This is a genomic window from Novosphingobium sp. MBES04, assembly GCF_000813185.1.
Taxonomy (GTDB): Bacteria; Pseudomonadota; Alphaproteobacteria; order Sphingomonadales; family Sphingomonadaceae; genus Novosphingobium; species Novosphingobium decolorationis.
The window spans coordinates 1,440,662-1,454,961 of sequence record NZ_DF850489.1 but is presented as its reverse complement, the minus strand read 5'-3'; the positions used below and the strand labels follow the sequence as shown (position 1 = coordinate 1,454,961).

General features: G+C 59.5%; 14 protein-coding genes and 2 pseudogenes. 12 read left to right on the top strand and 4 right to left on the bottom strand.

What is annotated here, in order from left to right:
* Positions 1–273 (top strand): annotated as a pseudogene (locus MBENS4_RS20250) (nucleotidyltransferase); the annotation flags it as partial.
* Positions 274–294: 21 nt separating this feature from the next.
* On the opposite strand, the gene MBENS4_RS20245 reads toward MBENS4_RS20250, so the two are convergent.
* A complete protein-coding gene (locus MBENS4_RS20245; RefSeq protein ID WP_039394125.1) occupies positions 295–657 on the bottom strand; it encodes a hypothetical protein in 363 nt (120 codons plus the stop codon).
* 362 nt (positions 658–1,019) lie between these two features.
* Here MBENS4_RS20245 and MBENS4_RS20240 point away from each other — a divergent pair, with 362 nt between their 5' ends.
* From MBENS4_RS20240 to MBENS4_RS20210, 7 genes are all read left to right on the top strand, one after another.
* Positions 1,020–2,972: a DUF3363 domain-containing protein gene (locus MBENS4_RS20240; protein ID WP_039394122.1), complete on the top strand. Its 1,953-nt coding sequence runs from the start codon at positions 1,020–1,022 to the stop codon at positions 2,970–2,972.
* Positions 2,973–3,043: 71 nt separating this feature from the next.
* On the top strand, positions 3,044–3,466 hold the full coding sequence (locus MBENS4_RS20235; protein ID WP_039394119.1) for a hypothetical protein: 423 nt from the start codon (positions 3,044–3,046) through the stop codon (positions 3,464–3,466).
* Positions 3,463–3,651 carry a helix-turn-helix domain-containing protein gene (locus tag MBENS4_RS20230; RefSeq protein WP_039394116.1) on the top strand — a complete coding sequence of 63 codons (189 nt, stop codon included), beginning with the start codon at positions 3,463–3,465 and terminating at the stop codon, positions 3,649–3,651. The genes MBENS4_RS20235 and MBENS4_RS20230 overlap by 4 nt, the downstream gene beginning before the upstream one ends.
* Before the next feature lie 33 nt (positions 3,652–3,684).
* The gene (locus MBENS4_RS20225; RefSeq protein ID WP_039394113.1) at positions 3,685–3,981 is read left to right on the top strand and encodes a hypothetical protein; all 297 of its coding nucleotides are present in this window, start codon (positions 3,685–3,687) and stop codon (positions 3,979–3,981) included.
* A gap of 238 nt (positions 3,982–4,219) precedes the next feature.
* On the top strand, positions 4,220–5,656 hold the full coding sequence (locus tag MBENS4_RS20220) for a DUF4365 domain-containing protein (RefSeq protein ID WP_242405029.1): 1,437 nt from the start codon (positions 4,220–4,222) through the stop codon (positions 5,654–5,656).
* Entirely contained in the window at positions 5,646–7,103 is a 1,458-nt protein-coding gene (locus MBENS4_RS20215) for an argonaute/piwi family protein (protein ID WP_039394112.1), read from the top strand. The genes MBENS4_RS20220 and MBENS4_RS20215 overlap by 11 nt, the downstream gene beginning before the upstream one ends.
* 176 nt (positions 7,104–7,279) lie before the next feature.
* Entirely contained in the window at positions 7,280–8,617 is a 1,338-nt protein-coding gene (locus tag MBENS4_RS20210) for a hypothetical protein (protein ID WP_039394109.1), read from the top strand.
* Positions 8,618–9,150: 533 nt separating this feature from the next.
* On the opposite strand, the gene MBENS4_RS20205 is transcribed toward MBENS4_RS20210, so the two are convergent.
* From MBENS4_RS20205 to MBENS4_RS24395, 3 genes are all read right to left on the bottom strand, one after another.
* On the bottom strand, positions 9,151–9,963 hold the full coding sequence (locus MBENS4_RS20205) for a hypothetical protein (RefSeq protein ID WP_039394106.1): 813 nt from the start codon (positions 9,961–9,963) through the stop codon (positions 9,151–9,153).
* Between the two features lie 138 nt (positions 9,964–10,101).
* Positions 10,102–10,392, bottom strand: a complete 291-nt coding sequence (locus MBENS4_RS20200) for a hypothetical protein (RefSeq protein ID WP_039394103.1) — start codon at positions 10,390–10,392, stop codon at positions 10,102–10,104.
* A 149-nt stretch (positions 10,393–10,541) separates the two neighbouring features.
* Positions 10,542–11,312 (bottom strand): recombinase family protein, encoded by a 771-nt coding sequence (locus tag MBENS4_RS24395; RefSeq protein WP_159108109.1) that lies wholly within the window; start codon positions 11,310–11,312, stop codon positions 10,542–10,544.
* Positions 11,313–11,456: 144 nt separating this feature from the next.
* Here MBENS4_RS24395 and MBENS4_RS20190 point away from each other — a divergent pair, with 144 nt between their 5' ends.
* The 4 genes and pseudogenes from MBENS4_RS20190 to MBENS4_RS26955 all read left to right on the top strand — a co-directional run.
* Positions 11,457–11,798: a hypothetical protein gene (locus MBENS4_RS20190; RefSeq protein ID WP_039394098.1), complete on the top strand. Its 342-nt coding sequence runs from the start codon at positions 11,457–11,459 to the stop codon at positions 11,796–11,798.
* An 880-nt stretch (positions 11,799–12,678) separates the two neighbouring features.
* Complete coding sequence (locus MBENS4_RS20185; RefSeq protein ID WP_039394095.1) at positions 12,679–13,032, top strand: hypothetical protein; 354 nt, start codon at positions 12,679–12,681, stop codon at positions 13,030–13,032.
* Between the two features lie 34 nt (positions 13,033–13,066).
* Positions 13,067–14,008 carry a tyrosine-type recombinase/integrase gene (locus MBENS4_RS20180; RefSeq protein ID WP_039394091.1) on the top strand — a complete coding sequence of 314 codons (942 nt, stop codon included), beginning with the start codon at positions 13,067–13,069 and terminating at the stop codon, positions 14,006–14,008.
* 43 nt (positions 14,009–14,051) lie between these two features.
* Positions 14,052–14,195 (top strand): annotated as a pseudogene (locus tag MBENS4_RS26955) (IS5/IS1182 family transposase); the annotation flags it as partial.
* Positions 14,196–14,300 lie beyond the last annotated feature (105 nt).

Genomic DNA, 14,300 nt, shown 5'->3' with positions numbered 1-14,300 from the left:
CATGTCCACAATCTGGCGTTCCTGCGCACGCAAGCCGAACGTCTCGATCCCCGGCTGGTCTATGCCTGGCCGCGCGAGAACCGCTGGCAGCGCGGCATGTTCGAGAAGCTCAAGGAAGCCTACGTCAAGGCGCGCTACTCCAAGCACTACACCGTGAGCGAAGAGGAACTGACCTGGCTCGGCGAACAGGTTGAGGAGCTCGGCCGCGTCGTCCAGACCGTGTGCTCCGAACGCATCGTCCAGCTCGAAGAGACCGCCCGCGAAGCCAGCTGACCGGCTGGCTTCCATTCCCTTTTAGACGCGCTCCTCGACCACGATGTCGAGCGTCAGTTGCAGCACCTCTTCCTCGGCATCGACCGCTTCCGGCTGCAGGGTTTCCTGGCCGCAAGCGAGCGTGATCCACTCGAAATTCCAGTTCAGATCGACCCGGTCACCGTCTTCATGACGCGTGATGCGAACCTGCGCTGCGCCTTCGACCGCGAGGGCAAAACGGCAGCTGGAAGCATCGTCCAGGAACGTCCCACGCAGCAAGGTTCTATCCGAGAACGCCAGCGAAAACCCCTCGGCAATCCCGCGCGCCGGGACCTCGAGGCGCGTCTCGATATCGCCTGTCAGCAGCAGGCTCGATTTGCCTCCACCCTCAATGTGAACACCCATGCTGCCATGCCTCCATGCGACTCGATGCGGGTGCTCTGGATTAGAACATAGGGCGAACATCGTGAAGGCCGTTTCCTCGGCGGGTCGGATGAGAGGAGGCAGACGGGGGTGATCGCAGGAGAGGGGGATAGGGCGTAAGGCAAGATAAAGGCAGGTGTCTCGCGCCCCCTGCTAACTGTCTGTCTGCACATCGTTTTTGTGGGAGATTAGGTGCGCTTGGCGATGCTCGCGTGCCTCCACGACGAGATTGCGCGGGAAAATCGCGTGGATTTGCGCTGGTTTGGCGCGAGACATCGGTGGAGGACCTTGAAGCGTTGGGTCGGTCCTCCCTCATCGGGTCTTTTGGACCTGGAGGTGTGCCCATGGACGACGACTTCGATGTCTGGCTTGGTCATATGGGTAAGGAGCGCCCCCTTCGCCACGACCTGCGCCGCGCGGTCAACCAAGCCGGAGGGAACGGGGCCCGCAAGGCCCGGGCCCGCGGTCGGTTCAGCGGCAGCCGGATCGGACGCGGATCGACGATCGGAACGGTGCTGGGAAACGCCGGACGCTTTTCCAATCCGCGCGCCCGGCGCGTGATCGTCAAAGCGCGCTTCGTGAAGCTGGCGAGCAAGGGCGCCAAGGCTGCCGCCGCGCATCTGCGCTATCTCCAGCGCGAGGGCACCACGCGCGAGGGCGAACGCGGCGATCTTTACGGCCCCGATCGCGACGAGGTCGACGGCAAGGCTTTCCTCGAACGCGGCACCGGCGATCGCCACCAGTTCCGCTTCATCGTCTCGGCCGAGGACGGGGCGCAGTATCCTGACCTCAAGCCACTGACCCGCGATCTCATGAAGGACGTCGAGAAGGACCTGGGCACGCGCCTCGACTGGGTCGCGGTCGACCACTTCAACACCGGCCATCCCCACACCCATATCGTCGTGCGCGGTGTCGATGAACGCGGGCACAATCTGATCATTGCCCGCGACTACATCCGCCACGGCATCGCCGGGCGCGCAAGTGACATCGTCAACCGCGATCTGGGCCCACGCACCGAGCACGAGATCGCGCAAGGCAATGCGCGCGAAGTGAGCCAGGAACGCTTCACCGGGATCGACCGCCGTCTGCTGCGCGATCGCGACGAGAATGGCATCGCTTCGGCCTGGCATCGCGACCCGGCCGAGCAGGCCTTGCGCGCCGCACGGCTCAGCACGCTTCAGCGCATGGGATTGGCCCACGAGGAGGGCAAGGGGCGCTACCGGCTCGAAGAGGGGCTGGAAGCGTCGCTGCGGGCCATGGGCACGCGCCACGACATCATCGCCACCATGCACCGCGAGCTGAAAGCCACGCCGCAGGTGCTCCCGCACGACTATGCCATCTACGAACCGAGCAAGGGCCAGGAGCTGCTTGGCCGCATTCAGGCGCGCGGGCTCTCCGATGAAATCCGCGATCGCCACTACCTCATCGTCGAGGCGACCGACGCGCGTTCGCACTACGTCGACCTGGGCCACGATCTGGCCGATGGGGCGATGACCGGGCGCCTGGTCGAGATTGCGCCGAGCCGCCATGGCCTGCGCGCCTCGGACAAGACCATCATGGAGGTCGCCGAAGCGAATGGAGGGCGCTACAGCATCGCCGCGCACCAGGCCCACGATCCGGGCGCGACACGCACCTATGCCGAAGCGCATGTCCGAAGGCTCGAAGCGATCCGCAAGGCGACCCGGAAGCTGGAGCGTGCAAGCGATGGCAGCTGGGCGATCGGACGCGATCACACCGCGCTCGTCGAGGGCTACGAACAGGCCCGAGGTCAGCGCCAGCCCGTGCAAGTCTCTGTGGTAACCGAGCGCGACCTGACGAGCCTTGCCCGTCACGACGGGCCGACCTGGCTTGACCGCAAATGCCTGGAGCCCGGACGGCTGCAGCTCGAGGGCAGGATCGGCGTCGAAATCCGCGATGCGCTCGCACGGCGCCAGCAGTGGCTGATTGAACAGGACCTGGCCCGCCAGGAAGGGGAGGCTATGGTCTACAAGCCCGACCTGATCGCGAGCCTCAAACAGCGCGAACTGACGCGCGTCGCCGGGCAGCTCGCGAAGGAGCTGGGCCTCGACTATTCGCAGAGCAAGGGCGGGTATCTGGAGGGCGTCTACAAGCAGCCCGTCCAGATTGGCGAGGACAAGTTCGCCGTGGTCGCGCGTTCGCGCGACTTCACGCTGGTGCCCTGGCAGCCGGTGCTCGAACATGAGCGCGGTCGCTTCGTCTCGGGGATCCAGCGGGGAGGCGCGATCAGCTGGACCATCGGCAAGGGCCGCGATCGCGGCCCGGAAATCGGCATGTAGATCGGCAGGGGCCCCAGCTGGCACCGGAGAGGTTCTGTCAGAGCATACCGCGCCGGTGCATCCTCGTACGCATGCAGACGACCAAAACCCGCCACCAGTTCTACCTGCCCGACGTTCTCTCGGCCAAGCTCGAGGTGGCCGCCGCCGCGCCCGAGAGCTCGAAGACCGACGTTCTGACCAAGGCGCTGACCGCGTGGTTCGCGGCCGAGGAGGGGCAGGCGATCGAAGCGAAGTTCGGGGCTAAGCTTGCCCGTCAGGTGAAGGCCAGTGAAGCCCTCGAACGGCAGATGGCGCATCTCACCGAAGTGGTCGGCCTCTTGGTGCGCCATCAGCTCACGATGACCGCGCACCATCCCGCCTTCGACGCCGAGACCCGACACCTGGGCAAGCTTCGCTATGAGCAGTTCGTGCGCATGGCCGGTGAGCTTGCCGCCAAGGGCAAGGCGGCGGGTCAAGGCTCCAAACCCGAGATCCAGCAGGAGTTCGATCTATGAGCGACAAGACCCCGACGCCAACTCAGCCCATCTCGGTGCGCATTCCCGAAGCCTGCCGGCTCACCGGGATCGGGCGTTCCAAGCTTTACGAGCTCATCGCCGAAGGGCGCATCGAGGTCGTCAAGGTGGGGGCGATCACCCTCGTGCCCTACGCCAGTCTGCGCGGGCTCATCGAGAAGGGCTGAACGTCCCGACAATCACGAAAGGAGATGCATGTAATGAATACCCTGGACCTGCGCCGTATCGAGGCGGTCATCACCGCCAGTATCGTGACCATGCCGATGAAGCTGCGCCGTGAGTTCGCCGGCGATTGCAACCAGTTGCTCGGAGATCAGGACTACGTTCTCATCCGGCGGATCATGGAGCGTTGCGGACCTGGGCGAAGGAGATGGACGAAGCTGACGCGGGCGATCGGTAGGCTCGTCGTTAATCGGAAGCCAGATCGAGGTGGTTGGGCTTGCTGGAGGTGGGGCATAGCCGACATTCCCCAGCCTTCGTTGCAATGGCGGGTTTAGGCTGGAAGGCGTCGTCCACAGGCGCAATTTTAAAAAAATTGGGTCTTGGATCCAATCGGACGTTTGGATGGTGTTGGCACAGCACGTAGCGAGTGAGCATGCCTCACCGTTTTCTCCTCGTTCGCCTTCGAATTTCGACTGGGGGACATTTGTCGTTACGCTGTTGCGTTCAAGCCCTGCTGCCTTGAGGCAATTATAATTGTGATGAATGCGGCCCGAGATTTTCCCGGATCGGGGAATGCGCGAGGCAAAACTCGGATTAAGAGTCCGGAAATCTTGGAGAAGGCCCGCGATTTTCGAAATTTGCGATGGCGCAGTTGCCACGATGTTCTATCATCGGGCCGTGGCGAAAAAGATTACCGACAATCAACTGATCGGCGAGTTAGGCGAGGCGGCAGTACGCAAGCGTTTCTTGTCTATGGGTTTCCAGTTTGACTCTCGCAGTCGGCTGGAGGCGGGCATCGACGGCTTGGCGGAAGTCATGATTGATGGCGAGCCGACCGCGCGCATGATTGCCGTGCAAATTAAGTCGACGCGAAGAGCGAAATACACGTCCGAAACCGACACCAGCTTCACATACCTATTGGATGTAAAGGACTTGGCCTACTGGAAGACGTCCAATCTCCCGGTCATCGTGGTGATGTATCGGGAGAGTGATGATAGCCACTACTGGGCGCAAGTTCAGACCCAACCGGGGGTGGAACAGCGCCGGCTCACATTTGATAAGACCTTGGATGTCTTGGATAAGTCCTCATTGGACCGCCTCGCCGCGCTGACTGTCCCCATCAATGGCTTTGGTTACTACGTTCCGCCATTGGGCGGCGGTGAGACCGCGTTGGTTAATCTGTTGCCGATCAACCTACCCACCGAGATATTCGTCGCGAGCACGCCCTTCGATCGCAAGAGCGCGCTCAAGGAAATGTACGATACAGGGGAAACGGCACGTTACGACTGGGTCATCAAGGACGGCACGTTCTGGTCCTTCCACGACCCACGCGATGCGGTGACAGGCTCCTTCGTAGATCTTGATCAGGTAGAAGCTATAGAAACCCGTATGATCGGGTATCATGAGGACATTGACGAACAGAACAATTTCGCGTTCTTGTTACGGCAGACGCTTCAGCACCAGATGCAAGACGATCTGGCTTGGGACAAAGACAATCGGGTCTTTTACGTGAAGGCGTATGAGGACAGCCAACCGCGAACGTTCCATTATCAGTCGGCCAAGGTGAAAACGAAGGCCGATGTCGTGAAGGTTACCATGAGTACAAAGGTGCCCGGCAAGGTCGGCTTCGTCAGGCATCACGCCTTCGCGCCTAAGTTCGAGTGCATGATGGATCAATGGTTTCTCATGGTCAGCCCGACCTACCATTTCACAACGAACGGTTACACGCGTCACCCTTTTCCGGAGGCGTTACTCTCAGGGAAGAAGCGGCTGGAGAACAACGCTGCGATTCGCGGCCAAGTGATCATGTGGCATCGCTTCCTTACCCAACATGAGGCCGGTGCCACCGATCTGTTTGCCGAACCTGTCGGACCGACCGTAACCTTGCGCTTCGATCCTCCGCCGGAAATCGAACTGCCAACTGCTGTGCCGGATGATGTCTGGGGCAAGCGAACTGCCGCCGAGCAGGATGACAGTAATACGTCGGGATCGTTGTTCAATGAAGTTTGAGTGCCGGATATTTGATGAACCGCTGCTCGAATTTGGCGATCAGCATAGCCACCAGGACCCTCGTCTCGGGCTGACCGATGCTGGTCCGCTGCAGGCACCACTCGGCGACAAGATACGTTTGGGCGTGGTGGGAGACGCAAAGACGGTTGAGGACTCGAAGGAATTCTTTCTGGCGGCCGCAGGCGGGTTCACGTCTAGGGCGGAAAGCCATCCGAACATGAACCCAAACTTTCCGGGCTTGCACAATAACAATCCGTTCCGCTGTGGCTTCGAGGTCGATGACGATGCATGCGGCGCGCTCACCAAGGCTCAGATTGATCGGATCATGAAGGAGCCCAATCACGCCAAGGCGGTTGAGATGGCGGTTGATGCCATCATGGATATTCTTCAGACAATCGACGACAGTGGAAACCGCCCCGATGTCGCGGTGGTTGCTCTGCCCGTCGCGCTCATTGAGCGGGTTTGGAACGCGAAGACTAATGCCGAAGGCACCACTGAGCAGGAAGATGCAGGCGGCTCGGATGCTCCTAATTTCCGAGGATTGCTCAAAGCCAGGGCGATGCCACTCAATTTTCCGATCCAGATCATTTGGGAAGACGTCATTGATGAGAAGGCGAAGATTCCGCAAAAGGTGAAGGTCTCCAGTGATCGGAAGATTCAGGATCAGGCTGGGCGAACCTGGAACTTATTGACCACCCTCTACTACAAGGGCTCGGGGCGTATTCCGTGGCGCCGCCTGCCGAAGGAAGGCGAATTTCGCGCCTGCTACATTGGCGTGAGCTTCTACCGTGATGTCAGCGGCCAGCAGCTTTGGACCAGCGCGGCGCAGATGTTCGACGAGCGTGGCCGAGGGTTCATTCTGAAAGGCAAGCGTGCTCAGACAGAGACGCGGGGCCGTCATCCCTACATGACCGAGGCAGATGCTTATGAACTCGTAAAGGGCGCGTTGAAGGCCTATCGGGACCACCACAAACATCCGCCAGCCCGGGTCATCATCCTTAAGACATCGCGGTTCCGCGGCGAAGAGGCCGATGGCATCCTGCGTTCGCTGAATGAGGCGGAGACCGAGTATCGCGATCTGGTGTGGGTCCAAGAGTCTTATGACGCCAAGATCCTGCGAGATGGCGATTACCCGGTCCTTCGAGGCACGTTTGTCGAGCTAGATGGCAAGGGTCTGCTCTACACTAACGGCAGCATTCCCTATTATGGCACTTATCCAGGGTTGTACGTGCCCCGGCCACTGCTGCTTTGCCCGCACCCCAGCAGCGACAGCACGGTGGCGCAGATCGCAGAGGAGGTCTTCTCGCTGACGAAGATTAACTGGAATTCGACGCAGATGAACCAGCGACTGCCAGTCCCCATCCGGGCCGCCCGAAAGGTCGGTGAGGTGCTGAAATACATGGCCGAAGGTCAAGTGGTAAGCCCTGATTATCGGCGATACATCTAACAGTCACAGGGCGTTTCGGGACAGGGTCACAGTGGTCTATCAACAGGTCCTAGGTTCGATCATGGCCGGGCGGAGACATAAGCGAATCCAGCCAAGTGCTAAACAGCATTGAAATGATAGACACGGCCATCAGCTAAGTTCTGTTCCCGAGCGGCTTCAAAACAAGAGGAACTAGAATGCCCCAAGGCCCTATTTGGATCGCGACCAGAGAAGGTCAGGACTGGCTCGACGAGTACGTGCTCGCCGCGATTGACTGGCTAACCTCCATGGTGCCAGCTGCCGATTGGGAGGCCCGGATGAGCCGCGTCCGGGCCATATTCGCGCCGGCCCGCAGCCAGTGGCCGTCGGGCGCTAGGCCGCCGCTCTACGATCCCAGTGACCTCATCGCTTGGTATGTCTTCCAAGCCAATGCCTACGCGTCAGATCGCGCCAATTTGGTGGAGCAGGAAGCATATCGCATCGCGCCGGTCTTTCGACGGCTCGGCCAACTGCTTCCTTCACTGAAGCGCGTGATCGGTGTCGAGGATCGCGTCAGGCGGATGATGATCGATAATCGGGCAGTGCCTGACGACGCGCTGTACGAGTTGCTGGTCGCAGGCGCCTATGCCTCGCGCGGCTGGAGCAGCGTCCAGTTCGTTCCCGAAGATTCAACCCGGCGAACGCCGGATCTGCATGTGAGCCATGAGGGGATTGAGTGGGCGGTCGAATGCACGCGCACAGGGCGGTCCGACTATATGGCGCAGGAGCGCGCCGCCGGCGATCGGCTCGCGCAGCTAGCGCTGGAGGAAGCTGAATGTAGGGAGACTTCGATCTCGGTCGAGGTGATCTTTGAAGCCGAGCTGGCAAACTTGCCCGACAGATATCTGGCCGACCGTGTCGCAACCTTCCTGGAGGGGGGCTCTGGGGAATGGCGTGATGAATCGGGACATGGCCGAATCGAGCGCTCGGACTTGCGGTCTTTACGCGCCGTCCTTCGTCACGATGACATTATGTTTGGCGCTAGCCGGATGATCGAATTGCTGATGGGCCAATACATGCATGAGGTCGATTACCGGATGGCAGGGGCATGGACGCCGGCACCCGGACGCCCCTTCCACGCTACCGCCGTAGCGCGCGCGAGCGTGGTGGGCTGGGTCAGCACATCTGAGGAAGCCGCACGGCGCAAAGCAACGCATTTTCGAGCGCTGGTGGCTGACAAATCGGGTCAGCTCAACGACCGGCCAGGCGTTCTTCATGTCGGCTACGAGACGACCGGCGGCAATGCCGTCGAAGGTCTTCGTCACCAGTTCAATTTGGAGCAGATGAAGACGTTCGAGCCGCGCGGAAGCACACTGGAATGGGTCTATGGCAACTACATGCTGCCTGAGCATGTCACGGCAAGAATGGAATCCACAGCCTTGACCGAAACCACCGCTGTTTACCCAATCAAAGGCCATCAGAACCCTCAGCCCCTTCCGAACCACATGCTGTTTCTCGATGACGAGGGAACGCCGGGGCATCATTTTCGTCGCTGAGGAGGCGCATGCCAGCATCAACGAGGCGCAAGTCCGCGCGATTCCTGAGCGAACGGCTGTCTTTTGTCTCTGGTACTACCGTATTTTATCGATGAGCGACCGCAACAGAACCATGTTGCAGCCTAGCGGGACGCTGTTGGACGAACGGCCGGTTGCTGCACACCCCGCGGCGCCCTGACCGACGGGTGGAGTGCTTGAGTTGGTCGGTTGATGAACGTTGCTATGCTGCCGCCTTTGGGGTCAGGCTAGGCGCCTGACGTCGTCACTCTGGAACGGTGTGAAGGCGAGGTTCAAGTCCGCGATATGGAGCTAAACATCGGCGACATCCGCCCCCAAACTTCGGAGCTCAACTCACCGCTCGCATAGGGCAATTCGTCGAAAATGGCTAATTTGGGGGTGTGATTGGGGGTGGCGTGCAGGGCGGTTTCGTGCCGTTTTTGAATAATTTCAGGAGGATGGGTAAATTGGGCCAATCCCTCCTCCGCTACCACTTCAAAAGCCCGCTTCGGCGGGCTTTTTTGTGTCTGGTGATTTTAGTTGGGGTTGTTTGTTACCGTCTGTTCACTGGAGATCCCAGCCTCACGAAGAAATTCCTGCAAGGCAATGTAGCGACCGTGGTAGCCGGGAACGCGAACATTCATCGGTGAGAAGCAGAAGCCTATGTCAGGCACAGTTTCCCGACCATTGTAGCGAAAAAACAGAGGGGAAAGGGCTGCCAGAAGTCCGACTGCGTTTTCGCGAAAATTGACCTGATCTCGGGAATGGACGTTAATCGCCCAGCGTAGCGAACTGATCAGAATGTCGATTAGCGATGTGAAGTGCGACTGCCCGATAGCGCTGTAGTGAAAGCCGATTATTCGTGTCAGGCGTGTGGGAACAGCTCGATGAGGTAGTTGCACGCCGATCGCCATTTTTTCGGTCAGGTGTCCGTCGATCTGATTTCCCTCGTCGTTGAAACGATCGATCAAGACTATTCCGTCGCGCTCTAACCGGCTTAGGGCGCAATGGTAGTGGTAGCAAACTGTGTTTATGCCGAAGCGCCGAGCTGCGTCTGGATTGCCTGCCAGATCGTGCAAAACAACGTATGCGAGAAGCTCGCAATTGTGTTCGATTGCTGCCTCGATGATGCTTTGCTTTAGGGACCTGAACTGCTCATGTGAGAGGCCGTCAGGAGCAGGATTGAATTTCAATCTTGTGTCGGGTTCTAGGCCAGCCTCGGCGCGCAATGTCTCAATACGTGCACTGAGAGATGCCGCTCGCTCGACGGGGATGCGAATGCCACCATATAATAGGAACTCGCCAGCGCGATTTTCGAGGTTACTTTCGTCGCAGTAGAGAAGGTCCATATATTATCGTCTTAATCAACTGATCTTTATCGATATATGGGTGAATTTTGTTCCGGTGTCCAATATATTATAAAGTGATTATTGCGTTTCATCACTTAGTCAGTGAAGAAGCCTAGTTCGATCCTCCACTTCTCCGCATCATGGCACCCGTCTCGAGCCCACATCGAACGGGTTGATGATCTCCCAGCCCTGCTGCCCCTCCCAGACGAACCCGCTCCGAACATTGTCGAGAACGCCGCGGAGGTCAGCGCGGCGCTCCAGGTCGCGGGGATTCCATCGGGTCACCGCATACTCGATGACGGGAACCTGGCCGAAGCCGCGCTGCATGGCGGCGACGAAGTAGTCCGCCGCGGCGTCACGGCTTTCCGCAAGCACCGTGAGGGGCTCGAGGACGTTGAGGTCGGTGATCTTGAAGAGCTTCATGGTCATACTCGCGTCGTGGTCGATACGAGTGTTCTGACGCATTCTAGCGCTGGAAGCGGGTGGGAAATGGTCCGGGCGGACCATTTTGTCGCGGCGCTCCATGGGCTTGCAGATGGGCCCGAGGGGGAGGCTCGCACGGGTGGCACGCCGCCGGCCTATCCCTCGCACCTCTTGATTACCGCGCGCACCTGGGCGGGGCTCCATTGACCGCCGCGAGGGGTTGGGTGCTTCATCTGGTTGAGCCGCGTGGCGATGCCGGTGAGTGATGTTACGCCGCGATGTTGGATCTCGCGGATCTTGCTCATGGTGTAAAGAGACCTTGAGAGCGCTCGTTGCTTGCGTGAGATCGCACTAGCTGCCGGACCGAGTTCAAGGCCGCTGGCGTTTGCGCGCTTGCCGCCGAGGGTGGTCCCTTGCGCCTTTGTTTCGGCTAATGCCTGCTTGATCTTACGGCCAATGTCGTCTCGGCGGCGATTTTCGCGCCACACAATTTGGTAAAAGTCCAGTCGGTTGATCGTGGGATCATCGGCCCCCATGAAATAGATGCCTTCGTCGTGCAGCCGCTTGAGCCAGCGATAACCTCCGCGCATCCCCGCGATCTTGCCCAGGATGATTCTCGCGCCTTCGGCCTTGCAGAACGCAATAGCCTTTTCGAGCTCAGGTCGCTTGCCGTCGCTCAATGGCTCTTCTTCCGTGAACGTCTTGATGATGCTCCCGCGCCCGATTGCAAGGAGTGCCTGCGCATCGGCCAGCTGCTGCGCGACATCGAGCTTGCTGTGCGGGCGGGACGAGCACCGGAGATAGAGCGCGTGACGGCCTCGAGGCTTTGGGTGGTTCCGACATTCCACCTTAATAGTTGCCACTGACGAAAAATTCGGGGGCTCGATGTAGAGGGGCGGAAATTCCGGAAGATCTTTATATTTCATGTTCGTGGATGTGATCTCGTGGCTGTTCATATTGGGGTGAAACGGGAACAAAATTAGCCATGCGACAGCGTGATTTTTGTGCTTAAGTTAGCAGACCTCACGAGCGAACGGCATGGTGCCGGGCTCACAATGAGGTAAATGACAATGCAATATTCCACCGATCCCTTCGCAGCTGCTCGCCGAGCTTTCTTCCTTCTCGGAATGGGCGTCAATGACCAGGACTGGGAGGACTGGTCTGGGAAGCACACGAACGATGTCGAAGGCGGTTTCGACCGGTTCGTCGCGTTCAAGGAGGTTTGCAGCGAAGCGCTGCAAACCTTGCCTGACCTTACCCGCGACGAATTGGTTGAGTTCGGTTTCGGGCAGGGGTGCTATGAGGCGTTGGCCAAGGTGTTCGACACGCTCTGGTTGACCCAGCCCGTGAGCAGCCACACGCCGAAGCACATGACGCGTCACCGCAGTCAGCTTGCCGTCGGGGCGCTGTAACTGAATGAAGAGGTTGCATAACAGAGATCGCCCCGGATTTTCCGACACCGGCGGATAGGCACCATCCGGGTGAATGAAGCCGAAAATTCCTAGGACTTCCTTGATTTTTCTCCGGTTCTTTGCGGAGTGAAATTCATGCGTGAGCGGCTTCGCGACAGCGAATTTCGCTGGTGCATTTTGGAAGATGAGGAATTTGATCGGTTGCAAACATCATCTGAGGGCGGTGCGTGAGGCAACCGGGCTGTGCCCGGTTGCAGATCGCTGCTGCTGACGCAGCAACGATCTTGTCTTTTAGGATGGTGTGAAGAAGCATCCCAAGGAAGACATTTATCCCCCTGCGACCATGGGAAGATATATCCATGACCGCAGGGGGTTATTCCTTGGTTATCCCATGGGAAGTGGTGAAGAGCATTGAGCTGAGCGACAGCTGGGACCGGTGGGACGCTTTACCGGTCGACTTGCTCCGAAACCCTGGCCTCTCGGCCCGTCCGGTTATCCAGCGTGAAGCTGGACGCACCCCGCGTGGCTTTCCTTCAACCGTGCGCAGGGCAGGGGGCTTTCATACCCCATCTTGTTGCAACCTTTCGCTCACCGGAGCGGGGCTTTTACCAGCCGGTGGTAGCGGCTGATTTTCCCATGGCGTGCACTCGCTCGACTCCGGTCTTCTTCCCGGCCTTCGCTTTGCCGCAGGGCTGGCGGCTAATTCCCTTGTGCTATGGCAACGCGCGGTGGCTAACCGTCTGTCACAGGACGAAAATCGACTTGCGCTCAGTATATCACGAGCTGCATGGTTTGTCGGAACAAAAAGTGGACAAAGGGCCAGGGTTTGCCGTCGGGCCCTCTCTTCTCAATCAATCGCCGCGTCAGGGTAGACGCGTCTATGGAGGTGCTCGTGGCGACCGCAGGGAAGCGCGATAACGCATATTTGCTTCAACGCATGAAGAAGGATGGGCGTAGCGATCTTCTGGCTCAGATCGAAGCTGGCGCGCTTACGGTTTATCAGGCGAGCCAGATTGCAGGCTATCGGACGAAGGTGCCGCCCACACCAGCCGCCAAGCTGACGCACCATTGGAAGCGGGCCGACTACCGCCAACGCCGCGCGTTCTTGATCGCGAATTTCGAAGATGTGCGGCGCGTCTTGCTGGACATCATTGAAGACGTGCGCGCTGCTCAGGCTCAAGAAGCTGGCGATGCGGAACAAAAAGAGCCCGACGCCGCTGTTCGGGTCTCCTAATCTGGCGGTATCACAACAAGTTAGGATTTTTGATATGACCGATACCGTGAAGGACTGGACCATCAGCGATTGCGCGCAGATGTGGCTGCGACGTTGCGAGGTCGAGCAGCTGGAACGCGCGACAATGCACTCCTACCGGGGGCACGTGCGCAACCATATTGAGCCGAAGATGGGAGGGCTGCTGCTCGCGGACCTCACCGTCGCCCACGTGCGTGACTTTCTCGACACGATGCTCATCGAGAGCACGCGCGCGATGGCGAAGAAATGCCTGACGACGCTTCGTTCTATCATCAATGCCGCGATTGAGCGCGGCCTGGTCGCGCATAATGTCGCGCGGGAGGCGAAGCTGCGGCGCAGCCGCCGCCACGATCCCGACCGCGTGTTCCCCACCAAGGACGAAATCCGCGCGTTGATTGCCAACGCTCCCGCGAAGCACCAGCCGCTGATTATGACTGCGATCTTCACCGGCATGCGCATGTCTGAGCTGCGCGGGCTGGCATGGGAGGCGGTCGACTTCGAGCGCAGCATCATCACCGTGCGTAAGCGCGCTGACCGCTACTGCGATATGGGCAGCACCAAGAGCAAGGCTGGGCGTCGCGACATTCCGATGGGGCCGCAACTCGCGCGCGTGCTGAAGGCTTGGAAGCTATCATGCCCTGTGGGGGAACTCGACCTCGTGTTCCCCAACGGCGTGGGCAAGGTCGAGACGCACTCGAACATCTACAACCGCGTGTTCAAGCCCCTGATGACGGAGTGCGGCATCGTGGATAGCAAGGGCACGCCGCGCTTCTCGATGCACGCCCTTCGTCACGCTGCTGCCTCACTTTTCATCGAGCAGGGGTGGCCGCCGAAGAAGATCCAGACGATGCTGGGGCATTCGTCGATTACGATGACTTATGATGTCTATGGGCATCTGTTTCACGATCCCGCGAAGGACGTTGATCTCATGGGCGAGATGGCTTTGTTGCGCAAATGACGGAGGGATGCCGTTTGTGAATCCAGTCGGTTAATGGCTGGCGATGAGCAAACCGCCCCGCGCCCGCTACCCCGCGACGAATTGGAAAGCCTACAACGTAGCCTTGGCACAGAGGGGGGCGCTTCAGATCTGGTTTGATTCCCGGGTGCAGTGGCTGTCCGCGCCAGCCGGTCTTTTCGGACGCCGCCATCCTCAATCTATGCGATGCGCTCGGAAAGGCCCAAACTTAGCGTATCGCCTAACCGAATGCCTTCAAAAGCCGAATGCAGCCCTGCGACTGATTTGCGCAACA